A 21,013-nucleotide genomic window follows, 5' to 3' on the forward strand; every position below is an offset into this window, starting at 1 on the left:
AGCGGTCGCGTTTCGGCTAAGGTGGCGCCCCCGATTTGGAGCCCCCGATGCCGCGTCCCGCCTGGTCACTTTTTGCCTACCAACTGATCGAGCCTGACGAACAGCTGGATCTGTTTGCCTGCCAGGAAGTGCGGGTGCATCTGGTGACCCGTCAGCTGGAACTGGGTGGCTCGGCCGACCGCACCTTGTGCGGCAGCCTACTGCCGGCGCAGCCACGCTGGTCGAGCGTCGACCGTCGGGTGTTCCAGGACCAGCGCCTGTGCTCGCTGTGCCGGGCCATCCTGGAATCGCAGAAACGCGGCACATCACCGATCTGGCCGGAATTGCGCTTCGAGCTCTAGGGCCCTGTGGCAAGTCCGACAACTGCCTTGCATCGCCTGTAACAGTCGCGCCTCCCCGAAATAACGGGCGCCAGTGTACAATCCGGTTTTTATACCCTTGTCGATCATGCGAAGGATTTTCCGGATGTTGCCGCGTTTTCCTGCCGTCACCCGCTGCCTGACCCTTGCCGCCCTGTGCGTCGCGGGTCCGGTTGCAGCATTGGAGCTGCCCCTGCCACCGCCCGGTGAAGACATCGTCGGCCAGGTGCAAGTGATCAAGGCCAAGTACGAAGACACCTTCGCCGACCTTGGTACCACCTACGATCTGGGCTATTCGGAAATGGTCGCGGCCAACCCGGGGGTCGATCCATGGTTGCCGGGCGCCGGCACCGAGATCGTGCTGCCGACACGCTTCATCCTGCCCCCGGGCCCGCGTGAAGGCATCGTCATCAACCTGGCCGAATACCGCCTGTATTACTACCCGAAAGGCCGGGACGTGGTTTATACCTTCCCGCTGGGTATCGGCCGTGAAGGCTGGGGCTCGCCGATTGCCCACACCAGCATCATCGCCAAGACGCCGAACCCGACCTGGACGCCTCCAGCGTCGATCAAGGCCGAGCACGCCGCCGATGGCGATCCCTTGCCGAACGTGGTGCCGGCCGGTCCGGACAACCCGCTGGGGCCGTTCAAGTTCACCCTGGGCACCCCGGGCTACCTGATCCATGGTTCGAACAAGAAGTTCGGCATCGGCATGCGCACCAGCCATGGCTGCTTCCGCATGTTCAACAACAACGTGCTGGAAATGGCCGACATGGTGCCGGTCGGCACATCGGTACGCATCATCAGCGATCCGTACAAATTCGGTGTCAGTGGCGGCAAGGTTTACCTGGAAGCGCACACGCCACTGGACGACCAGGGCAACCCGTCGGTGGTGGACAAGCACACCGGAGTGATCAATGCGATGCTCAAGCGTGAGGACATCACCAACAACCTGCGCATGAACTGGGATGTGGTCCGCGACGTGGTGGCTGCCGAAGACGGCCTGCCGGTGGAAATCGGCGTGCCGGATGCGTCGGTGCCGATGGTGACGAGTACACCGATCGACCCACTGCAGTAAGGCTTGAAACGAACCCGCCGACGCGCTGACCGCGTCGGCGGTTTTTTTTGCCTGCACGAAACAGCGGGCAAAAAAAAGCCGACCCATGAATGGATCGGCTTGATAACAATCCCGAAGGACTATTACTTGCGGCTAGCTTTTTCCAGCATGCGCAGAGCACGCTCGTTAGCTTCGTCAGCAGTCTGTTGTGCTTTTTGAGCAGCAGCCAGAGCTTCATCAGCTTTGCGGTAAGCTTCGTCTGCACGAGCCTGGGAGCGAGCTGCTGCGTCTTCAGTAGCAGTCAGACGTGCTTCGGTTTCTTTCGATACACTGCTGCAACCGGTAGCCAGAACTGCGGCCAGCGCCAGAGCAGAGAATTTCAGAACGTTGTTCATCGTGTTCCCCTTCAAGGACTTTCTAGTAAGTAGCTGTCTCCTCAGAGTGAGGAAATGGCCGGCGTACATACTACCCATTACTTCTAGTAAGTAAACTGACGTGTAGCAAGAAGCAAAAAAAATTGTAGGCGTTGATTCTTTTTCGAGCAACTTTTAACTGCATTGTTTAAAAAATATCCAGCTACGAGGCCCGAAGTGAGCGAGCCCAAGGAAAAATGTTCCTCGTGCTCACCGCTGTTTTACCGGTCTTGGCCAAAGTCTGTCTATATGGATTCGTCTACACTTTTGTTCAGCATGTGTGCGGCACCTCTCATATCTTTCCTAGTTGAGGTGACTTTAACGAGGGGCGTTCGTCTAAAGTCTCAATATCCGGCAATGTTCGGGCACCGACCTGGTGGAACACCCGGTCGAGCCATCCTGCGCAGCCCGGAGCAGCACCCGCCGACCGGCGTGATGACGAGCGTACCTTGAGCATTTTTGCCAATGGTGCCTACTATTTGTTCGTGCCCGGTTGCGCGAGATCGTGCAGCTCTTCTCGATGTCCATTCAGGCACGGGGTGGCGTAGATGTTCCTTCGCCGGAAAAACATCGGTAAGGTAGGGGTCAGAATCCAAGACCCGCGAGGAGTAGTGATGAGCGAGGCGTTGTCCATCCACCATGACCAGGCTGGTCATCAATTCGAGACCACCGTGGACGGTCATCGTGCCTACCTGACCTATATGGATCTGGGGAAACAGACCCTGGATATTTATCGTACGTTCGTACCCAACGCGTTGCGTGGGCAGGGCATTGCTGCGGCATTGACCGAGCAGGCACTGCAATACGCCGAGGAGATGGGCTATACCGTGATTCCGTCGTGCTCCTACGTGGAGCGCTACATGGAGCGTCATCAGCGGCATGCGGCCAAGCTGGACCAGTAAAACGAGCGCATAAAAAAACGCCGGGCTCAGCCCGGCGTTTTTTTGTCTGGCGGTTTTTTCCGCAGAAGCGATCAGGTGCGAGCGCGTTTCGGCAGCACATCCTTGAGCTTGGCATGCATGCTGCGCAAGGTGGTTTCGGTGGCGGTCCAGTCGATGCAGGCATCGGTGATCGACACGCCGTATTGCAGGTCGGCGAGGTCTTTAGGGATCGCCTGGCAGCCCCAGTTCAGATGGCTTTCGACCATCAGCCCGATGATCGACTGGTTGCCTTCGAGGATCTGGTTGGCGACGTTTTCCATCACCAGCGGTTGCAGGGCCGGGTCCTTGTTGGAGTTGGCGTGGCTGCAGTCGACCATGATGTTCGGCTTGATCTTCGCCTTGTTCAGCGCCTGCTCGCAGAGCGCAACACTGACCGAGTCGTAGTTTGGCTTGCCGTTGCCACCGCGCAACACCACGTGACCGTAGGCGTTACCCTTGGTGGTGACGATCGACACGCCACCTTCCTGGTTGATGCCCAGGAAGCGGTGGGGGCTGGAAACCGATTGCAGGGCGTTGATCGCCACGGTCAGGCCACCATCGGTACCGTTCTTGAAACCGACAGCCGAGGACAGGCCGGAAGCCATTTCACGGTGAGTCTGGGATTCGGTGGTACGTGCGCCAATGGCCGACCAGCTGATCAGGTCCTGCAGGTACTGCGGGGAGATCGGGTCAAGGGCTTCGGTCGCGGTCGGCAGGCCCATTTCGGCCAGATCCAGCAGCAACTGGCGACCGATGTGCAAGCCGTCCTGAATCTTGAAGGAGTCGTCCAGGTACGGGTCGTTGATCAAGCCTTTCCAGCCGACGGTGGTGCGTGGCTTCTCGAAATACACGCGCATGACCAGATACAAGGTATCGGACACTTCGGCCGCGAGTGCCTTCAGGCGTTCGGCGTATTCGTGGGCCGCCTTGATGTCGTGGATCGAGCAGGGCCCGATGACGACAAACAGGCGGTGATCGGTGCCATCCAGGATGTTGCGAATGACTTCGCGACCCTTGGTGACGGTGCGCAGGGCAGCGTCGCTCAGAGGGATATCACGCTTGAGCTGGTCAGGAGTGATCAGCGTCTCGTTGGAGGCGACGTTTAGGTCGTTGATCGGTAAATCAGCCATCGTTTACTCGTCAGGTCACGGGTGCCGGCCGCCAGCGAACCCGCGCGGCGGAGCACAGCAAATTAAGCGCGTCGGGGAGCGGAACCTTAGCGCGTTACACCGTGGCTCGACAATGGGCAGACAGCGGTTTGCGGCGACAATCCGGCGGGAATCCCGCCGAAAACGCTCGCTAATCCGGAACTGGCTGTGCAAATGCCCGGCGAACCGTGTCGTGGGAGAACTCGTCGGCATGCTCCTGGACCCATTCCAGGGCCAGTGCCTGGTTGTCGTGCAAGTCGCTGTGGCTGTCATGCATGCGGCAGTAGCGTTCGATCTGACACACCTGTTCACCCATCCGCGCAGTAAATAGCGTCTGCTCGTCCACGAACGCAATGCCCACCAGATAGCCATGCTTTCGTCGCAGGCACCAGGCCACATAGCCCAGGTAGCGCAAGTCCGGGTTCACGCTCGGCATGCGCACTTGCAGCGCCGTCCCGTGGCGCCACGCTCGGTGGTAATTGCAAGCCATGCCCCCGAGGCTGATAGAGTGCAGCTGTTGCCGCGAAATGCACTCAGGTGTGAGCAACGTCAATTCAACGGGTACATCGTCAGGATGAGGAAGAAAACGTCCCATGAGCACGGACTCCATGTGTCGGCCATCTGACATCGTTCCCACCAGTATAGTGGTCGAATTGGAACTGACGGATTTCGACGCCGACCAACGGCTGCTGGCGATGGGCGGTATTTCACTGCTGATTTTCACCAGTGTCGGATGCGCCGGTTGCCGTTTTGCCCGTGAGCGATTGCCGCGCTTCGACCTGGAGGTGGATCGGCTGTGCTGGATCGATGCCGGGAACAATGGCGGGCTGGTCGAGCGTTATCAGGTTTTTCATTTGCCGGCGCTGTTTGTCGTGCGCGACGGCGAGTTTTTCGGGGGGCTTGAATCGCGCCTGACGGCTACCGGACTTAATGAGGCGGTGGAGCGGGCGCTGGGTCGAACGGCAGAGGAGTTGCCGTGATGAGTGCAGTTGCCAGGCCGCACGTCTTGTATCGCAGCTTGAGATTTATCGATCGACGTAGCGCTTGAGTCGATCGACCAAAGGGGAAGGGGCATGGCCAAGACTATCGATGACAAACTGGTGCTGGCGATTTCCTCGCGAGCGCTGTTCGACCTGAGCGAAAGCCACAAGGTCTACCTGTCGAGCGGCGTTGAAGCCTATCGCCAGTATCAGATCGAACATGAAGACGAAATCCTCGAGCCCGGCGATGCATTCCCGCTGGTGCAGAAACTCCTCAACCTCAATGCCCATCTGGGGCGCGCCCGGGTCGAGGTGATCCTGGTGTCGCGCAACAGTGCCGACACCGGCCTGCGGGTGTTCAATTCGATCCATCACTATGGCCTGGCGATTTCCCGGGCGGCATTTGTCGGTGGGCGCAGCCCTTATCCTTACCTCAAGGCCTTTGGCTGCGACCTGTTTCTCTCGACCCATGCCGAAGACGTGCGCAGTGCGCTGGAGGCCGGGTTCGCCGCGGCGACCATTTTGTCCGGCGGCGCCAGTCGTGCCGCCAGCGATGAATTGCGGATTGCCTTCGACGGTGACGCGGTGCTGTTTTCCGACGAATCGGAGCGTGTCTATCAGGCCGGTGGCCTGGAAGCCTTTCAGGCCAGCGAACGTGAAGCGGCTCGCGAGCCTCTGCGCGGCGGTCCCTTCAAAGGCTTCCTGGCCGCCCTCAACCTGTTGCAGCGCGAGTTCCCCGACGACGCCTGTCCGATTCGTACGGCCCTGGTGACCGCGCGTTCGGCACCGGCCCATGAACGGGTGATCCGCACCTTGCGCGAATGGGACATTCGCCTGGACGAGTCGTTGTTCCTCGGTGGCCTGACCAAGTCGGCCTTTCTCGAAGCCTTTGCCGCCGACGTGTTTTTCGACGATCAGGCTGGCCACTGCGAACTGGCGAGGGAGGTGGTTGCCACCGGTCATGTGCCCCATGGCATAAGCAACGAGCAAAAGGTTTAAGCCGTTGCTTCAAGGTGTTGCACGGCACGTCGAACTCGCCAAGGCACTGCTAAGCTGAATCAATCTGCGCCATGTTGGCACTCGAGGAGGTCATATGATTCATTCGATGCTATATGCCACTGACCTCGGCCTGTACGCACCTTTGGTGATGCAGCATGCCTTGGCGCTGGCGAAAACATTCAACGCCGACCTCTACGTGGTTCACGCTGTCGAGCCAATGGGGTTGTTCGCCGAGTCGGTGCTTCAGAGTTACCTCGATGAGCAGGCGCTGAACGAGTTTCACAGCCAGGGCATGAATACGGTGATTGCCAATATCGAGCGGCGGGTACTCGACAGCTTTCGTGAAGAACTGGGGGAGGACGGTGAGCAGGACCTGGAACGGATCAAGGCGGTGCGGGTGCTGCAGGGCGATCCGTCGCAGGTGATTCTCGACCAGGCGCAGAAACTCTCCGTGGATTTGTTGATCGTAGGTAGTCATAGCCATGGAGCTGGCGCGGAAACGCCGTTGGGCAGGACCGCGGCGCGGGTCCTGCAATTATCCCGGGTGCCGGTCTATCTGGTGCCGCGGGTAGAGCGTCGGCGCCAGGAACGCTAGAACACGAATAATGGCCATTTGACAAAAAGTTCTAGATTTATTCTTCAAACCATTAATATAGTTATATACCGTCGCTGATGCCCGTGGCGTCTACCTGCTTTGAGGGATTGATATGAAGCTTCAACAACTGCGCTACATCTGGGAAGTGGCGCACCACGACCTCAACGTTTCCGCTACAGCCCAAAGTCTCTACACCTCGCAGCCGGGCATCAGCAAGCAGATCCGTCTATTGGAAGACGAGCTGGGCGTCGAGGTCTTCGCTCGCAGCGGCAAGCACCTGACCCGGGTCACACCGGCCGGCGAGCGCATCATCACAACCGCCGGCGAGATCCTGCGCAAGGTTGAAAGCATCAAGCAGATCGCCCAGGAATTCTCCAACGAGAAGAAGGGCACCCTGTCGATCGCCACCACCCACACCCAGGCACGTTATGCATTGCCGCCGGTGATCAGCAATTTCATCAAGCAATACCCGGACGTTGCCTTGCACATGCATCAGGGTTCGCCGATGCAGATCGCCGAAATGGCCGCTGACGGCACCGTGGATTTTGCCATCGCCACCGAAGCGCTCGAGCTGTTCGGCGACCTGGTGATGATGCCGTGCTATCGCTGGAACCGTTGCGTGGTCGTGCCCCACGGCCACCCGCTGACCAAGCTGTCGAAGCTGACCCTCGAAGCATTGGCTGAATACCCGATCGTGACGTACGTGTTCGGGTTTACCGGTCGTTCAAAGCTCGACGAAGCCTTCAGCCATCGCGGCCTGACGCCGAAAGTGGTATTCACCGCGGCCGACGCCGACGTGATCAAGACCTACGTGCGCCTGGGCCTGGGCGTGGGCATCGTGGCGAAGATGGCGGTCGATACCAAGCTCGACAGTGACCTGGTGGTGCTCGATGCCAGCGAACTGTTCGAATCGAGCATCACCAAGATCGGTTTCCGACGCGGCACCTTCCTGCGTGGCTTCATGTGCGACTTCATCGAGAAATTCGCCCCGCACCTGACCCGCGAAGTCATGGCCAAGGCCATTCAGTGCCACAACAAGCAGGAACTGGAAGAATTGTTCGACGGGGTCGAACTGCCGGTCCATTGATGCCCTTCAGATCACCTCGGTGACAGCAAATTGTTGCCGGGTGCCCGCCACCAGAATCTCCACCTCGTCCCCGTCGAACTTGCCCAGCAGGCTTTTGCCCAGTGGCGAGCGCGGGGTGATGACGGTGATCAATTGCCCCACCAGATCGATCTTCAAGCCGGCCGCGTCAGGGGCCAGGAACAGCCATTGCTCGCGACCCTTCTCGTCCTCCAGGCCGAGCAGGGCGCCGACTTCGATGCCGCGCTGGTTGTCGTAAGGACGCAGGGTCAGGTTCTGACACAGCGTCAGTGACTGTCTGATTTCTTCTACCCGTTTAGCCTGGCCGGCCGCCAGGTAAGACGCCTCCAGGCCCAGGGTGTCGTACTTGTTTTCGGCGATGTTTTCTTCGTGGGTCGCGGTTTCGTAAGCGGTTTGCGCGGCACGCTCGGCGATGTCGAGATCGATCCGCAGTTTGTCGAGAATCAGTTGGTGAACGGTTTGCTTATTCATGGTCAGTCGCAAAATTGCATGACATTGGCCCGGCTTTTTTCGCTGGGGGCGGTGCGGTCCTGTTGCAGCCAGAACTGGCATTTCGGATTGGCCAGATTGCGCTGGCTGCCGCGGGCCTGATCCAGCCGTTGCTGTTGCTCGTTGCGGCGCAGGTTCTCTTCGTATTGGTCGAACAACGGACTTTGAAGGGGAATATCCGGCACGGGTTGCGCCACCATCGGCGGTTTGGCCAGTTGCTCGACCGCTGCTGCGACGGGCGCCAGTTGCTCGCTGAACAACAGGCGAGAGGCGAGCCAGGCGGTCAGCGCGATAGCAATGAAGCCCAGCCACAGCCCGAAAGCAATGCTGGCACTCAGTTGCACAGCGCTGAGCTGGATCGGCAACGGCCGGCGCGGGTCGGAACGGTAGGACATGGCTGCCTCCTGGCGGGTGATCGCGGGCAAGGGGCGATTGTCGCATGAAGATTAATCGCCGGCGGGTCTTCTGTACGGGGTAATTTATGCGGACAATCGGCGCCTTTGCCAACGGGAGCCTGCAATGCCTGAACTGAACACCCGCTGGGATATTTTTTGCACCGTGGTCGACAACTTCGGCGACATCGGGGTGACCTGGCGCCTGGCCCGCCAACTGGTGGCCGAACATTCGCTGAAGGTACGTTTGTGGATTGACGATCTACACGCCTTCGAACGCTTGTGCCCCGATATCGACATTGAGGCTTCGCAGCAGTGGCAGCAGGGCGTCGAGGTTTGTAAGTGGCCAACAGACTGGCCACCCACCGAAGCCGCCGATGTGGTGATCGCCGCGTTTGCCTGTCAATTGCCGAGTGCCTACATGGACGCCATGGCCGAGCGGGAAAAACCGCCGCTCTGGATGAATCTCGACTACCTGAGTGCCGAGGACTGGATCGTTGGCTGCCATGGCCTGCCGTCGGTGAAGTACAAACACGTGCAGAAATATTTTTTCTTTCCCGGGTTCCAAGAGGGCACCGGTGGCTTGCTGCGTGAAAAAGGATTGCTGGAGCGGCGTTGGCAGTTTCAGCAAAGTCCCCAGGCTCAGCGCGAATTCCTGCAAGGCCTTGGGATTGATCGCGCCGAAGACGCGCTGCTGATCTCGCTGTTTGCCTATGAAAATAGCGGCCTGGCGAGCTGGCTCGAGACGATGGCCAGTGATTCGACACCCACGCATCTGCTGGTGCCCGAAGGGCGGATTCTCGCCGATCTCGAACGCTGGCTGGGGGTGGACGGGCTGGCGGCTGGCGCCGTGCATGTGCGCGACGCCTTGACCGTGCAAATCCTGCCGTTCGTCCGGCAGGACCAGTATGACCTGCTGCTGTGGAGTTGCGATTTCAATGCCGTGCGCGGCGAAGATTCCTTTGTCCGTGCCCAATGGGCGGCGCGGCCGCTGCTCTGGCACATCTATCAGCAGGAAGAAGATGTCCACCTGGACAAGCTCGACGCTTTCCTCGAACGCTACGTGCAAGGCCTTACGCCAGCCGCCAGCGAGGCGATCAGCGGTCTCTGGCGGGCGTGGAACGCGGGTGAGACAATGGGCGATCACTGGCAATCGACCCGCAAACATTGGCCCGAACTGCAAAAACATGCCGATGCGTGGTGTCTGGAACAGGCCTTGCAGGCTGATCTTGCCGCGGCGCTGGTACAGTTTTATGTAAATTGGATATGATACGCGGCCTAGATTTTTGTAAATCCCATCCAAATTCGGATATTCGCAATGAAAACTGGTAAAGAACTGAAACCCGGGACCGTGATCCGTCTCGAAAACGATCCTTGGCTGGTTCAGAAAGCTGAATTCACCAAGTCCGGTCGTAACAGCGCGATCATGAAGACCAAGCTGAAAAACCTGCTGACCGGTTACAAGACCGAGATCGTTTACAGCGCCGACGACAAACTGGACGACGTAATCCTCGACCGCAAAGAAGCGACCCTGTCCTTCATCAGCGGCGACACCTACACGTTCATGGACACCACCGACTACACCATGTACGAGCTGAACGCTGAAGACATCGAAGCCGTTCTGCCTTTCGTTGAAGAAGGCATGACCGACGTCTGCGAAGCGATCTTCTTCGAAGAGCGTCTGGTTTCCGTAGAACTGCCGACCACCATCGTGCGTCAGGTCGACTACACCGAAGGCTCCGCTCGCGGCGACACTTCCGGCAAGGTGATGAAGCCTGCCAAACTGAAGAACGGTACCGAACTGTCGGTAGCTGACTTCATCGAAATCGGCGACATGATCGAGATCGATACCCGCGAAGGCGGTTCCTATAAAGGCCGTGCCAAATAAGCACCGCTTCAGGAACGAAAAAGCCCGACCGTTGAGTCGGGCTTTTTTGTGGCTGCCAGAAACACACGTCCCCCTGTAGAAGCGAGCGGGCGGCGATCCGACTTGCCCGCGAAGGCGCAGTGTCATTCGACATTAATGTCGAGTTTCCCTGTCAGGGCCGACTGCGTAGGATGCACGGACTGACGTGAGGGGAATGGGCAAGTGATCGAGTTTTTGACGTATCTGGTGTTTGGCGCTGCCCTGGGGACCCTCGGTGGATTGTTCGGCATCGGCGGCGGTCTGGTTGCGATCCCGCTGCTGGGCGTGCTGTTCGGTCTCGATCAACAGATAGCCCAGGGCACGGCGCTGGTGATGGTGGTGCCGAATGTCATGCTGGCGCTGTGGCGTTATCACCAGCGCAACCGTATCGAGATGCGCCATGCCTTGCCGCTGGCTTCGATGGGCTTCTGTTTCGCCTGGATCGGTTCGATCTGGGCAGTGGGCATTGATGCGCAAACCATGCGTCTCGCTTTTGTCGCTTTCCTGATTGCCCTGACGGCCTACAACATCGTGCGAATGTTCACCACCCCCACGCCGCCTTCTACGCAGATGAAACATTCGCCACGGTGGCTGGGTGTGCTCGGTGCCGCGTCGGGCAGCATCGGCGGACTGTTTGGCGTGGGCGGGGCGGTGGTGGCGACGCCGGTGCTGACCAGCGTCTTTGGCACCAGCCAGGTGGTTGCGCAGGGGCTGTCACTGGCCCTGGCATTGCCCAGTACCGGCGTCACCCTGGTGACTTACGCGGTGCACCGAGAGGTCGACTGGACGATCGGCGTGCCCTTGGCAGTCGGCGGACTGATGAGCATCAGTTGGGGCGTGAAGGTCGCCCACGCCTTGCCGGAGCGGCTGTTGCGCGGGCTGTTCTGCGGTTTCCTGGTGCTGTGCGCGGTGATGCTCGCCTTTAAAGTTTGAAGCCTTCGACAATGTGCTCGGCCAGGCACTCGGTGATCGGCGACGGGTTGTGCAGGTTGCGCAGCAGCATGATGCTCGCCTCAGGCAGCACCGGTAAGTCCTCGGCGTCCCCCAGGATACGCATGTCGGGTGTAATCAGGCTTTCCAGTTGCGCGGTAATGGCCAGGCCCGCGCTGACCACCGCCATGATCGCCGACAGGCTGGAGCTGTTGTAGGCGACGCGGTAATCGCGGCCCATGGCGTCCAGCGCATTGCAGGCCCACAGCCTGCAGAAACAGTCGCTGTTGAACATCGCCAGCGGCAACGGCGTCTGCTCATGAACGTTGTAGCACTGCGCTTCGGCCCAGACGAAACGCTCCTTGCGCAGCAACTGGCCGATCTCGTTGCCCGGTTCCCGGGTGACGATGGACAAGTCCAGGTCCTGGCGCAGCAGCAGCTGTTTTGATGATTCGCAATGCACCTCGATCTGGATCAGCGGATAGGACTGGGCAAATCGCCGCAGGATCCCCGGCAGAAAACGCATGACGTAATCGTCCGGGGTGCCTATGCGTACCGTGCCGACCATGTGCGGTTCGCGCAAGGTATTGAACACCTCGCTGTGCAGCTTGAGGATGCGCCGGGCGTAACCCAGCAGCACCTGGCCTTCAGCCGTCAGCCGCACCTGCCGTCCATCGCGCTGGAACAGCTGGCGCTGCAGCACGTCCTCTTCCAGTCGCTTCATCTGCATGCTCACGGCGGACTGGGTGCGGTTGACCTGCTCGCCGGCGCGGGTAAAGCCGCCCTGGTCGGCGATGGCGACAAAGGTGCGCAGCACATCAGTGTCGATACTCGGGTAGGCGGACATTCATCAATCTCCGAGATGTATTGCATCAGAAACATTCGTTGGATTGATCTTAGCCCCGGCGCGACACTTGAGCCATCCAAACGGAGGGCAACACGATGAAAGGTCAAAAAGGTTTTATCTCGGTTGAAAAACACTCCATCCACCTGGTGACCGACCTGCTGCACAAGATCAATCGCTGGTACGAACTGCACCGCGAACGTGAAATGTTGGCGGGTATGAGCGATGAAGCGCTGAAGGATATCGGCCTGACCCGCGCGGACGTCGCGCAGGAAGCCGAACGGCACTTCTGGCAAGACCCGCTGAGCAATGGCAAATAAGCTGAACGCTTTGGGGGACATCCCCGGTCACAACCCCATGATGGCGGCGCAAGCCCCTGAAATGGGGTTCGTGGCGACCCGAAACAGATCGTCATAGACATTCGCTGGAGCCTGCCTGACACCTGACCAAGACTGCTGCCTCGACGCTTAGGAGCATCATCATGGAACGATCGATTATTGCAGGGCGCAGCACGTTACAGGCATTCGGCCATGGATTGGGCAGGGTCGGCCTGCCGCTCTCCAGGGCAACGGCACAACTGAGGCGCTGGCGACAATTGAGCAGGGATCGCGCTGAACTGGCGCGCTTGAGTGATGCCTGTCTGCGGGATATCGGCTTGAGTCGGGCTGACGTCATGTTGGAGTCGTCCCGGCCGTTCTGGGACGATCCGCTCAAGCGATGAAGCGGCAGCGCTGGCGTTTTATGCGCAGGTCGCTAAGGTGGAGGGAGACCTCGCCATGAGCTGTTGAATGTCCACTTCCTCGAGCTTTTCCTTGAAACAGGCCAGGCGCCTGGCGCTGACTGCCCAAGGTTTCACCGGGCGTCAGTCGCCAACGCCGGTCAAGTCGGCCCGGATCAATCGATTGATCGAGCGTCTGGGGTCGGTGCAGATCGACTCGGTCAACGCGTTGGTGCGCTCGCACTACCTGCCGCTGTTTTCCCGCCTCGGCCAATACACTCATGATTTGCTCGACAAGGCGGCCTGGGGTGAGGGTCGGCAGCGCACGCTGTTCGAATATTGGGGGCATGAAGCCTCGCTGCTGCCGTTGTCGATGTACCCGCTGATGCGCTGGCGCATGCTGCGCGCGAGCCGTGGCGAGGACATCTATCAGCAACTGGCGCGTTTCGGCCGCGAGCAGCAGGACACGGTACGCCGGGTGCTGGCCTCGGTTCAGGCGCTTGGCGCACTGGGGGCCGGGAGCCTGTCGACGCGTCAGGAGCGGGCAGGGCCCTGGTGGGACTGGAGCGCGGAAAAGCATGCACTGGAATGGTTGTTCGCCACCGGTGAGGTGACCGTGGCCGGCCGGCGGGGGTTCGAGCGGCTGTATGATTTGCCGGAACGGGTGATTCCTTCGGCGATTCTCCAGCAGCCTCTGCTGTCGGAAGCCGAGGCGCAGCGGGGTTTGTTGCTGCACGCCGCCACAGCATTAGGCGTAGGTACGGAAAAAGACCTGCGCGACTATTTTCGCCTGGGGCCGGCAGACAGTCGACCGCGGCTGGCGGAGTTGGTCGAGTCCGGTGACTTGATGGTCTGCGAAGTTCAGGGCTGGCGGCAACCGGCGTTCTGCCTGCCCGCGCCAAAGGTGCCGCGCAAGGTCGAGACCAGCGCGCTGCTGTCACCCTTCGACTCGCTGATCTGGGAGCGTAGCCGCACCGAGCGGCTGTTCGATTTTCGCTACCGGCTGGAGATTTATACGCCGCAACACAAGCGTGTCTATGGCTATTACGTGTTGCCGTTCTTGCACAACGAGCGGATAGCCGCACGGGTGGACCTGCGCGCCGAGCGAGCGCTGGGCAGGCTGGCGGTGCACGCCGTGCATGAGGAAGAGCCGGGGCTGGATGAGGAGGGGATGCTGGCGTTGGCGGTCAACCTGCGGCGCATGGCGGATTGGTTGGGGTTGGAGCGGGTTCAGTTGAATTGTCCGCGGGTGAGTGCGGCGCGGTTGCGGGTGGCATTGGCTCAGTTCGATGGTGATTGAACCGACGCCTTCGCGGGCAAGCCTCGCTCCTACGGGGTTTGTGTCGCCCACATTGCCGATGGACGACACAAATCCCGTAGGAGCGAGGCTTGCCCGCGAAGGCAGCGACGCGATTTAACGCCGAACCTGCTTCAGGGTCTCGGCAATCAAAAACGCCAATTCCAGCGATTGATCGGCATTCATCCGCGGGTCGCAATGGGTGTGATACCGATCCGACAGCCCATCCTCGGTAATCGGCCGTGCCCCGCCGATGCACTCGGTCACATTCTGCCCGGTCATCTCGATGTGAATCCCGCCGGCATAACTGCCCTGCGCTTCGTGTACCTGGAAGAACTGCTTCACTTCGCCAAGAATCTGCGCAAAATCGCGGGTCTTGTAGCCGCTGCTGGCCTTGATAGTGTTGCCGTGCATCGGGTCGCAACTCCAGAGCACCTGCTTGCCTTCGCGCTGCACTGCCTGGATCAGCTGCGGCAAATGATCGCCGACCTTGTTCGCGCCCATCCGCGCAATCAGATTCAGGCGTCCCGGGTCGTTGTCCGGGTTGAGCACGTCGATCAGGCGGATCAGGTCGTCAGGGTGCATGCTTGGGCCGACCTTGACCCCGATCGGATTGTTCACCCCGCGCAGGAACTCGACATGAGCACCATCGAGCTGACGGGTGCGATCGCCGATCCACAGCATGTGCGCCGAGCAATCGTAGTAATCATTGGTCAGGCTGTCGCGACGGACGAAGGCCTCTTCATAGTTCAGCAGCAACGCTTCGTGGGCCGTGAAGAAACTGGTTTCGCGCAATTGCGGCGAACTGTCCATGCCACAGGCGCGCATGAACGCCAGGGTTTCATCGATGCGATCGGCCAGGTGGCTGTACTTTTCCGCCAGCGCCGAATTGGCGATAAAGTCCAGGTTCCACTTGTGCACCTGGTGCAGGTCGGCAAAGCCGCCCTGGGCAAAGGCGCGCAGCAGGTTCAGGGTCGCGGTGGACTGGTGGTAGGACTGCAGCAGGCGCTCCGGGTCCGGCACGCGGCTTTTTTCGTCGAAACCGATGCCGTTGACGATGTCGCCACGGTAGGCGGGCAGGGTCACGCCATCGATGGTTTCATCATTGGCCGACCGCGGTTTGGCGAACTGCCCGGCCATGCGCCCGACCTTGACCACCGGGACACCGGCGGCAAAGGTCATGACGATCGCCATTTGCAGCAGCACCTTGAAGGTGTCGCGGATTTTCGCGGCGGAGAACTCGGCGAAGCTTTCGGCGCAGTCGCCGCCCTGCAACAGAAACGCGCGACCCTGGGTCACTTCGGCAAACTGACGGCGCAACTCCCGGGCTTCACCGGCAAACACCAGCGGCGGATAGCTGGCCAGGGTTTGCTCGACGTGCTGCAAATGTGCGGCGTCGGGGTAACGGGGTTGTTGCTGGATCGGCAGGGCGCGCCAGCTGTCAGGGCTCCAGGATTGGCTCATCACGGTCTCTAGTGTTTTACGCTCGGACTGACATGTTATCAGCAATTAGTGCGTGACCTGTTCCCGTCGCTTCGCGGACAATCGCCCCTTTGCCGCGCCCCGCCGCGGTTTCAATGGGTTGCCTGCCGGGCGACGATCGGAGACGAAATGACTGAGGAGCGCGTCGAGCATCTGCTCGCCGAGGTACAGGATGAATTTGGCGTGATTCGCGTGCTGGAAGTGGCCGATTACCGTTTTCTCGAGTTCGGTGATGCCATCGAGCAAAGCTGTGTGTTCACCGCCGACCCCAGCTGGCTCGAATACGATTACACCCGCGCGATGCTGATTGGCGCGTTGTGCCACGAGCAGCCAGAAAGCGCGCTGTTCCTCGGTCTCGGGGCTGGCACCCTGACCCAGGCCTGCCTCAAGTTCCTGCCGCTGGAAGACGTCGAAGCCATCGAACTGCGCCCCGACGTGCCGCGTCTGGCCATCGAATACCTTGGGCTGGATGACGATCCGCGCCTGTATATCCGTGTCGGCGATGCGCTGGAGTTGCTGGATACGGCGGAGCCGGCGGACCTGATTTTCGTCGATCTCTATACCGATCTCGGGCCGGGTGTCGGGCATCTGGCGTGGAATTTCCTGGAAAACTGTCAAAAACGCCTGAACCCGGGTGGCTGGTTGGTGATCAATCAGTGGGCCACCGACGATGGCAAACCGTTGGGCGCCGCATTGTTTCGCGGGCTCTATCACCGGCATTACTGGGAACTGCCGGTGAAAGAGGGCAATGTGATTCTGCTGGTGCCTTCGGAGCTGGATCAGGCGCTGGACATGGACGGCTTGATCGCCCGCGCCGAAGAGTTGGCGCCGCGGTTGGGGTATTCGTTGCAGTCGTTGATCAAGGCCATCCGTCCCGCAACCTGAGTTGTCTGTAAGGGCCCCATCGCGGGCAAGCCCGCTCCCACAGGTTATGTGTTGAAGCTGCAATCTTTGGTTTCACACAAACCCTGTGGGAGCGGGCTTGCCCGCGATGGGGCCCTCGAAGCCAGCACGAAACTAAACCCCTTTGAAGATGCCGGGCCGCTTTTCGACCATCGACCGCACACCTTCTTTGGCATCCTCACTGGCCAACAACTTCTTCACCAACGCCGGCAACCCCTGGGCCGCCGCCGTTTCCCCTTCATAACGCGCCTGCCGCGCCGACATCAACGTCGCCTGAACCCCAAGCGGCGCCTGCCGGGCGATCCGCTCGGCCAGCTCCAGTGCCCGCGGCAGCAAATCCTCGCTGGCCATGATTTCCTGCACCAACCCCAGATGCAAGGCGTCATGGGCGTCAAATTCATCGCCGGTCAGCAGCCAGCGCATGGCATTGCCCCAGCCCGCGACTTGATGCAGGCGCAAGGTCGCGCCGCCGAACGGGAAAATCCCGCGCTGCACTTCTTTTTGGGCGAATCGGGTGTTGCTCGCACACAGGTTGATATCAGCGGCCAGCATCAGCTCGATACCGATGGTCAGGCAATAGCCTTGCGCGGCGACGATCACCGGTTTGCTCACCCTGGGCCCGGCGAATACCCCCCACGGGTCACAGCCGCCTGGCGGTGCCTGCCAGCCTTCGGCCAGGGCCGCGCTGGCATCGATCAGATCGAGCCCGGCGGTGAAATGCTCGCCATGGCCGAACACCACCGCCACCCGTGCCGCGCTGTCGGCCTCGAATTCGCCGTAGGCCAGGCTCAATTCATTGAGCAGGTCGAGATCGAAGGCATTGCGCTTGGCCACCCGATCCAGACCGAGCAACAGGACATGACCGCGGCGTTCACGGGTGACACGACTGCGGCCGGGCTGATTCATGGGGTATTTCCTCGGGCGGGAAGGGGTTGTCGGACTGCCGGTCTGCGCCGCCGCGGTGAACCGTTTTAGCGCAATCCCCAGCAGGGCCGGGGCCTTTGAAAAATAGACCCTTGCACGATTATCCGCAAAGCCTGTGACACAACGGTGTATACGTCAGATTTCCGACAAATAATGCTCCCTTTTTGGCCGATTTCCGGTATAGTGCGCGCCGGCCTTTAACCGGGCCGCGTTTAGGTAGCGCAATTCCCCGAAGCCAGCTTCGGCTGCATGTCCGCACAGCGGACTCTCCCTTGACGAATCTTTTTCATTCATTCGTTTTCGCAAATCCCCGCCGACAAAGCAGCCAGGGCGACTCTTGAGTCTTACACGGCATGCGCAGCTTTGGAGCATGGGTCTTTGCGGATGCACTTAGAGGCAGACCCATGACCCAGGAAACCGGCGGCTTCGCCGCTTTTAATCTTAATCCGAATATCCTTGCAGCCGTCATCGCGACTGGCTACGAAGAGCCTTCGGCTATTCAGCAGCAATCGATCCCGATCATCATGGCCGGCCAAGACATGATTGGCCAGGCGCAAACCGGTACCGGTAAAACCGCCGCGTTCGCCCTGCCTATCCTGCACTGCATCGATCCTGCCAAGCGCGAGCCGCAAGCCCTGATCCTGGCGCCAACCCGTGAGTTGGCGCTGCAAGTAGCAACCGCTTTCGAAACCTACGCCAAGCAAATGCCGGGCGTTACCGTTGTGGCCGTTTACGGCGGCGCCCCTATGGGTCCACAACTGAAAGCAATCCGTAATGGCGCACAGATCGTTGTCGCCACGCCGGGCCGTCTGTGCGACCACCTGCGTCGCGACGAAAAAGTATTGTCGACCGTGAACCACCTGGTTCTCGACGAAGCTGACGAAATGCTCAAGCTGGGCTTCATGGACGACCTGGAAGTCATCTTCAAGGCCTTGCCAGCAACCCGTCAGACCGTATTGTTCTCGGCCACCCTGCCGCAGTCGATCCGTGCCATTGCCGAACGCCATCTGCGCGATCCGCAACACGTGAAGATCCAGACCAAGACTCAGACCGTTACCGCGATCGAACAGGCTCACCTGTTGGTTCACGCTGACCAGAAGACCTCGGCTGTATTGAGCCTGCTGGAAGTGGAAGATTTCGACGCCCTGATCATGTTCGTGCGCACCAAGCAAGCGACCCTGGACCTGGCCAGCGCCCTGGAAGCCAAAGGCTACAAAGCCGCTGCGCTGAACGGTGACATTGCCCAGAACCAGCGTGAGCGCGTGATCGAATCCCTCAAGGATGGCCGTCTGGACATCGTTGTGGCGACCGACGTTGCCGCTCGTGGCCTGGACGTTCCGCGCATCACTCACGTGTTCAACGTTGACATGCCGTACGATCCAGAGTCCTACGTTCACCGTATCGGCCGTACCGGCCGTGCCGGTCGCGAAGGTCGTGCACTGCTGCTGGTGACGCCACGTGAGCGCCGCATGCTGCAAGTGATCGAGCGTGTAACCGGTCAGAAGGTTGCCGAAGTTCGCCTGCCGGACGCCCAGGCCGTTCTCGATGCCCGCATCAAGAAACTGACCAACAGCCTGTCGCCGCTGGTGGCCGATGCCGAATCGACCCACGGTGATCTGCTGGATCGCCTGACTGCCGACATCGGTTGCACCCCGCGTGCACTGGCCGCTGCTCTGTTGCGCAAGGCAACCAATGCTCAAGCGTTGACCCTGGCCGCAATCGAGAAAGAACGTCCACTGGTGCCGAACAACGCACCCCGTGGCGATCGTCCAGAGCGCACCGGTGATCGTCCGGACCGTGGTGATCGTGAGCGTCGTGCTCCGGTTCCATTGGCCGAAGGTCGTGCCCGTTGCCGTACCGCGCTGGGCGCGCGTGACGGTATCGCGGCCAAGAACCTGCTGGGCGCCATCCTCAACGAAGGCGGCCTGGCCCGCGAAGCGATCGGTCGCATCCAGGTGCGTGACAGCTTCAGCCTCGTCGAGCTGCCGGAAGATGGTCTGGAGCGTCTGCTGACCAAGCTGAAGGACACTCGCGTTGCCGGCAAGCAGTTGAAGCTGCGTCGCTATCGCGAAGATTGATCCGCTCTCGGGCTGATTGATCGAACATAAAAAATCCCCGACTGGTTCGGGGATTTTTTTATGCCCGGGTTTTGACTCAGGGCTTGGCGTTGCCGTAGAGATAGTCCGTGGCCAATGACGCCAGCGTCCGCACGCCCACGACCAGCGCCGCCTCATCCACGAAGAACCCCGGATTATGATTCGGCGCCGCCTTGCTCATGTCCTGGTCCTTGGGCGTGATCCCCAAAAATACGAACAATCCAGGTGCCTCCTTGGCGTAGAAGGAAAAGTCTTCGGCGCCACCCACCAAAGGCCCCTGCACCACGTCGTCCTTGGCCGCCCAGCGCAAGGTCGGCAGCATTTTCTCGGTCAGCGCCGGGTCATTGATCGTCGGGTCATACTTCTCGATGATCGTCACTTCAGCCTTGGCACCGCCGCTTTCGGCGATTTTCTCCACGGTCTGGCGCACGTCGGCGTGCAGCTTCTGGCGGATCCCGTAGTCATAGGAGCGGATGGTGCCGCTCATGTCCACGGACTCGGGGATGATGTTGTAGCGGGTGCCGCCGTTGATCGTGCCGATGCTGACCACCGACGGATACGACGAGATGTCGGTACGGCGGCTGACCACGGTTTGCAGGCCGACGATGGTCTGCGCACCGACAGTGATCGGGTCGATGCCGTCCCACGGGCGTCCGGCGTGGGTCTGCTTGCCGAGAATCTTGATGCGCAGGTCATCGGAGCTGGCCAGGTTCGGGCCTGCGCGATAGGCGATCCGGCCTGCGGGAACGCCGGCCCAGACGTGCAGGCCAAACACCGCGTCCGGTTTCGGCGACTTCATCACGCCTTCTTCGATCATCATTTTTGCGCCCCAGGTGTTTTTACCGTCGGGGATGAAATCGCTCGGGCCTTCTTCTGCCGGCTGGAAATAGAACACCACCGTGCCGGGCAAGGTGTCGCGCATGCCGGTGAGGATTTTCGCCGCGCTCAGCAGGATCGCGGTGTGCGCGTCGTGGCCGCAAGCGTGCATCACGTCGACTTCTTTGCCGAGGTAGGTGCCCTTGGCTTTCGAGGCGAAAGGCAGGTCCGAGACTTCCTTGACCGGCAGCGCATCCATGTCGGCGCGCAACGCGACGGTCGGGCCGGGCAGGGCGCCTTTGAGGATGGCTACCACGCCAGTGCGGGCGACGCCGGTTTTCACCTCCAGGCCCATGGCCCGCAGTTGTTTGGCGACCAATTCCGAGGTGCGCTTTTCGGTGTTGCCCAGTTCCGGGTGGGCGTGGAGGTCGCGGCGGGTTTCCAGCAGCTCGGGCTCCAGGGCCTTGGCCTGCTCGGCAATGTGCGTGCGCGCGCCTTCCAGTGTATCGGCGCCGGCGTGGCCGGCCAGTGCGCCGAACAGGGTCAGCATGCAAGTTTGGGCAATGCGGGTCAGTTGCATGGGTAATCTCCATGATTGTTGTTTTTCTGGCTTCAGTGCCTATGACTCGATAACCGCTCT

Annotated in this window: 24 protein-coding genes; 15 read left to right on the forward strand and 9 right to left on the reverse strand. The window is 60.4% G+C overall.

From position 1 onward, the window contains the following. Nucleotides 1-47: 47 nt before the first annotated feature. Both PMA3_RS07625 and PMA3_RS07630 read left to right on the forward strand, forming a co-directional pair. Nucleotides 48-341, forward strand: a complete 294-nt coding sequence (locus PMA3_RS07625; protein ID WP_003226812.1) for a hypothetical protein — start codon at nt 48-50, stop codon at nt 339-341. 124 nt (nt 342-465) lie between these two features. Beyond that, on the forward strand, nt 466-1,437 hold the full coding sequence (locus PMA3_RS07630; RefSeq protein ID WP_064676585.1) for a L,D-transpeptidase family protein: 972 nt from the start codon (nt 466-468) through the stop codon (nt 1,435-1,437). A 122-nt stretch (nt 1,438-1,559) separates the two neighbouring features. On the opposite strand, the gene oprI is transcribed toward PMA3_RS07630, so the two are convergent. Further along, the gene (oprI, locus tag PMA3_RS07635; protein WP_003172710.1) at nt 1,560-1,811 is read right to left on the reverse strand and encodes an outer membrane lipoprotei OprI; all 252 of its coding nucleotides are present in this window, start codon (nt 1,809-1,811) and stop codon (nt 1,560-1,562) included. Between the two features lie 632 nt (nt 1,812-2,443). Here oprI and PMA3_RS07640 point away from each other — a divergent pair. Continuing rightward, entirely contained in the window at nt 2,444-2,731 is a 288-nt protein-coding gene (locus PMA3_RS07640) for a GNAT family N-acetyltransferase (protein WP_064676586.1), read from the forward strand. A gap of 71 nt (nt 2,732-2,802) precedes the next feature. On the opposite strand, the gene PMA3_RS07645 is transcribed toward PMA3_RS07640, so the two are convergent. Both PMA3_RS07645 and PMA3_RS30535 read right to left on the reverse strand, forming a co-directional pair. Beyond that, nucleotides 2,803-3,879 (reverse strand): 3-deoxy-7-phosphoheptulonate synthase, encoded by a 1,077-nt coding sequence (locus tag PMA3_RS07645; protein WP_064676587.1) that lies wholly within the window; start codon nt 3,877-3,879, stop codon nt 2,803-2,805. A 169-nt stretch (nt 3,880-4,048) separates the two neighbouring features. Beyond that, on the reverse strand, nt 4,049-4,492 hold the full coding sequence (locus PMA3_RS30535) for a PilZ domain-containing protein (protein ID WP_082930268.1): 444 nt from the start codon (nt 4,490-4,492) through the stop codon (nt 4,049-4,051). On the opposite strand from PMA3_RS30535, the gene PMA3_RS07655 reads away from it, so the two are divergent. From PMA3_RS07655 to cysB, 4 genes are all read left to right on the forward strand, one after another. After that, a complete protein-coding gene (locus PMA3_RS07655; protein WP_064676588.1) occupies nt 4,491-4,877 on the forward strand; it encodes a thioredoxin family protein in 387 nt (128 codons plus the stop codon). The two genes, PMA3_RS30535 and PMA3_RS07655, sit on opposite strands and share 2 nt — an antisense overlap. 93 nt (nt 4,878-4,970) lie before the next feature. Continuing rightward, complete coding sequence (locus PMA3_RS07660) at nt 4,971-5,876, forward strand: 5'-nucleotidase (protein ID WP_064676589.1); 906 nt, start codon at nt 4,971-4,973, stop codon at nt 5,874-5,876. Between the two features lie 94 nt (nt 5,877-5,970). Beyond that, on the forward strand, nt 5,971-6,471 hold the full coding sequence (locus PMA3_RS07665; RefSeq protein ID WP_064676590.1) for a universal stress protein: 501 nt from the start codon (nt 5,971-5,973) through the stop codon (nt 6,469-6,471). A gap of 112 nt (nt 6,472-6,583) precedes the next feature. Continuing rightward, a complete protein-coding gene (cysB, locus tag PMA3_RS07670; RefSeq protein WP_064676591.1) occupies nt 6,584-7,558 on the forward strand; it encodes an HTH-type transcriptional regulator CysB in 975 nt (324 codons plus the stop codon). Between the two features lie 6 nt (nt 7,559-7,564). Here the strand turns inward: cysB and PMA3_RS07675 are convergent, their stop codons facing one another. Next, entirely contained in the window at nt 7,565-8,047 is a 483-nt protein-coding gene (locus tag PMA3_RS07675; protein ID WP_064676592.1) for a GreA/GreB family elongation factor, read from the reverse strand. A gap of 2 nt (nt 8,048-8,049) precedes the next feature. Continuing rightward, complete coding sequence (locus PMA3_RS07680) at nt 8,050-8,460, reverse strand: hypothetical protein (protein WP_064676593.1); 411 nt, start codon at nt 8,458-8,460, stop codon at nt 8,050-8,052. Nucleotides 8,461-8,584: 124 nt separating this feature from the next. Here PMA3_RS07680 and earP point away from each other — a divergent pair, with 124 nt between their 5' ends. From earP to PMA3_RS07695, 3 genes are all read left to right on the forward strand, one after another. Beyond that, nucleotides 8,585-9,727 (forward strand): elongation factor P maturation arginine rhamnosyltransferase EarP, encoded by a 1,143-nt coding sequence (gene earP / locus PMA3_RS07685; protein ID WP_064676594.1) that lies wholly within the window; start codon nt 8,585-8,587, stop codon nt 9,725-9,727. A gap of 48 nt (nt 9,728-9,775) precedes the next feature. Continuing rightward, complete coding sequence (locus PMA3_RS07690; protein ID WP_007943632.1) at nt 9,776-10,345, forward strand: elongation factor P; 570 nt, start codon at nt 9,776-9,778, stop codon at nt 10,343-10,345. Nucleotides 10,346-10,546: 201 nt separating this feature from the next. Further along, on the forward strand, nt 10,547-11,296 hold the full coding sequence (locus tag PMA3_RS07695) for a sulfite exporter TauE/SafE family protein (RefSeq protein ID WP_064676595.1): 750 nt from the start codon (nt 10,547-10,549) through the stop codon (nt 11,294-11,296). Here PMA3_RS07695 and PMA3_RS07700 read toward each other — a convergent pair. After that, nucleotides 11,286-12,140, reverse strand: coding sequence for a LysR substrate-binding domain-containing protein (locus PMA3_RS07700; protein WP_064676596.1), 855 nt, complete (start codon nt 12,138-12,140; stop codon nt 11,286-11,288). The two genes, PMA3_RS07695 and PMA3_RS07700, sit on opposite strands and share 11 nt — an antisense overlap. Before the next feature lie 95 nt (nt 12,141-12,235). On the opposite strand from PMA3_RS07700, the gene PMA3_RS07705 reads away from it, so the two are divergent. The 3 genes from PMA3_RS07705 to PMA3_RS07715 all read left to right on the forward strand — a co-directional run bounded on the left by PMA3_RS07705 (nt 12,236) and on the right by PMA3_RS07715 (nt 14,155). Next, nucleotides 12,236-12,457: a DUF1127 domain-containing protein gene (locus PMA3_RS07705; RefSeq protein ID WP_064676597.1), complete on the forward strand. Its 222-nt coding sequence runs from the start codon at nt 12,236-12,238 to the stop codon at nt 12,455-12,457. A gap of 161 nt (nt 12,458-12,618) precedes the next feature. After that, a complete protein-coding gene (locus tag PMA3_RS07710; protein ID WP_082930269.1) occupies nt 12,619-12,858 on the forward strand; it encodes a DUF1127 domain-containing protein in 240 nt (79 codons plus the stop codon). 67 nt (nt 12,859-12,925) lie between these two features. Continuing rightward, a complete protein-coding gene (locus PMA3_RS07715) occupies nt 12,926-14,155 on the forward strand; it encodes a winged helix-turn-helix domain-containing protein (RefSeq protein ID WP_064676598.1) in 1,230 nt (409 codons plus the stop codon). A 114-nt stretch (nt 14,156-14,269) separates the two neighbouring features. Here the strand turns inward: PMA3_RS07715 and PMA3_RS07720 are convergent, their stop codons facing one another. Next, complete coding sequence (locus tag PMA3_RS07720) at nt 14,270-15,616, reverse strand: class II 3-deoxy-7-phosphoheptulonate synthase (protein ID WP_064676599.1); 1,347 nt, start codon at nt 15,614-15,616, stop codon at nt 14,270-14,272. A gap of 147 nt (nt 15,617-15,763) precedes the next feature. Here PMA3_RS07720 and PMA3_RS07725 point away from each other — a divergent pair, with 147 nt between their 5' ends. After that, on the forward strand, nt 15,764-16,519 hold the full coding sequence (locus tag PMA3_RS07725) for a spermidine synthase (protein WP_064676600.1): 756 nt from the start codon (nt 15,764-15,766) through the stop codon (nt 16,517-16,519). Between the two features lie 132 nt (nt 16,520-16,651). Here PMA3_RS07725 and PMA3_RS07730 read toward each other — a convergent pair whose 3' ends face one another. Continuing rightward, entirely contained in the window at nt 16,652-17,443 is a 792-nt protein-coding gene (locus PMA3_RS07730; RefSeq protein WP_064676601.1) for a crotonase/enoyl-CoA hydratase family protein, read from the reverse strand. A 422-nt stretch (nt 17,444-17,865) separates the two neighbouring features. Between PMA3_RS07730 and PMA3_RS07735 the strand changes: the two genes are divergently transcribed. Next, nucleotides 17,866-19,539, forward strand: a complete 1,674-nt coding sequence (locus tag PMA3_RS07735) for a DEAD/DEAH box helicase (RefSeq protein WP_064676602.1) — start codon at nt 17,866-17,868, stop codon at nt 19,537-19,539. 76 nt (nt 19,540-19,615) lie between these two features. Here the strand turns inward: PMA3_RS07735 and PMA3_RS07740 are convergent, their stop codons facing one another. After that, nucleotides 19,616-20,953: an amidohydrolase gene (locus PMA3_RS07740; protein ID WP_064676603.1), complete on the reverse strand. Its 1,338-nt coding sequence runs from the start codon at nt 20,951-20,953 to the stop codon at nt 19,616-19,618. Between the last annotated feature and the right edge of the window lie 60 nt (nt 20,954-21,013).

Origin of the sequence: Pseudomonas silesiensis (assembly GCF_001661075.1) — a bacterium.
In the GTDB taxonomy this organism is placed as follows: Bacteria; Pseudomonadota; Gammaproteobacteria; order Pseudomonadales; family Pseudomonadaceae; genus Aquipseudomonas; species Aquipseudomonas silesiensis.

Coding starts and splice junctions, on each gene's coding strand:
- PMA3_RS07625 (WP_003226812.1), top strand. CDS start 48: ATGCCGCGTCCCGCCTGGTCACTTTTTGCCTACCAACTGATCGAGCCT.
- PMA3_RS07630 (WP_064676585.1), top strand. CDS start 466: ATGTTGCCGCGTTTTCCTGCCGTCACCCGCTGCCTGACCCTTGCCGCC.
- oprI (WP_003172710.1), bottom strand. CDS start 1,811: ATGAACAACGTTCTGAAATTCTCTGCTCTGGCGCTGGCCGCAGTTCTG.
- PMA3_RS07640 (WP_064676586.1), top strand. CDS start 2,444: ATGAGCGAGGCGTTGTCCATCCACCATGACCAGGCTGGTCATCAATTC.
- PMA3_RS07645 (WP_064676587.1), bottom strand. CDS start 3,879: ATGGCTGATTTACCGATCAACGACCTAAACGTCGCCTCCAACGAGACG.
- PMA3_RS07655 (WP_064676588.1), top strand. CDS start 4,491: ATGAGCACGGACTCCATGTGTCGGCCATCTGACATCGTTCCCACCAGT.
- PMA3_RS30535 (WP_082930268.1), bottom strand. CDS start 4,492: ATGGGACGTTTTCTTCCTCATCCTGACGATGTACCCGTTGAATTGACG.
- PMA3_RS07660 (WP_064676589.1), top strand. CDS start 4,971: ATGGCCAAGACTATCGATGACAAACTGGTGCTGGCGATTTCCTCGCGA.
- PMA3_RS07665 (WP_064676590.1), top strand. CDS start 5,971: ATGATTCATTCGATGCTATATGCCACTGACCTCGGCCTGTACGCACCT.
- cysB (WP_064676591.1), top strand. CDS start 6,584: ATGAAGCTTCAACAACTGCGCTACATCTGGGAAGTGGCGCACCACGAC.
- PMA3_RS07675 (WP_064676592.1), bottom strand. CDS start 8,047: ATGAATAAGCAAACCGTTCACCAACTGATTCTCGACAAACTGCGGATC.
- PMA3_RS07680 (WP_064676593.1), bottom strand. CDS start 8,460: ATGTCCTACCGTTCCGACCCGCGCCGGCCGTTGCCGATCCAGCTCAGC.
- earP (WP_064676594.1), top strand. CDS start 8,585: ATGCCTGAACTGAACACCCGCTGGGATATTTTTTGCACCGTGGTCGAC.
- PMA3_RS07690 (WP_007943632.1), top strand. CDS start 9,776: ATGAAAACTGGTAAAGAACTGAAACCCGGGACCGTGATCCGTCTCGAA.
- PMA3_RS07700 (WP_064676596.1), bottom strand. CDS start 12,140: ATGTCCGCCTACCCGAGTATCGACACTGATGTGCTGCGCACCTTTGTC.
- PMA3_RS07705 (WP_064676597.1), top strand. CDS start 12,236: ATGAAAGGTCAAAAAGGTTTTATCTCGGTTGAAAAACACTCCATCCAC.
- PMA3_RS07710 (WP_082930269.1), top strand. CDS start 12,619: ATGGAACGATCGATTATTGCAGGGCGCAGCACGTTACAGGCATTCGGC.
- PMA3_RS07715 (WP_064676598.1), top strand. CDS start 12,926: ATGTCCACTTCCTCGAGCTTTTCCTTGAAACAGGCCAGGCGCCTGGCG.
- PMA3_RS07720 (WP_064676599.1), bottom strand. CDS start 15,616: ATGAGCCAATCCTGGAGCCCTGACAGCTGGCGCGCCCTGCCGATCCAG.
- PMA3_RS07725 (WP_064676600.1), top strand. CDS start 15,764: ATGACTGAGGAGCGCGTCGAGCATCTGCTCGCCGAGGTACAGGATGAA.
- PMA3_RS07730 (WP_064676601.1), bottom strand. CDS start 17,443: ATGAATCAGCCCGGCCGCAGTCGTGTCACCCGTGAACGCCGCGGTCAT.
- PMA3_RS07735 (WP_064676602.1), top strand. CDS start 17,866: ATGACCCAGGAAACCGGCGGCTTCGCCGCTTTTAATCTTAATCCGAAT.
- PMA3_RS07740 (WP_064676603.1), bottom strand. CDS start 20,953: ATGCAACTGACCCGCATTGCCCAAACTTGCATGCTGACCCTGTTCGGC.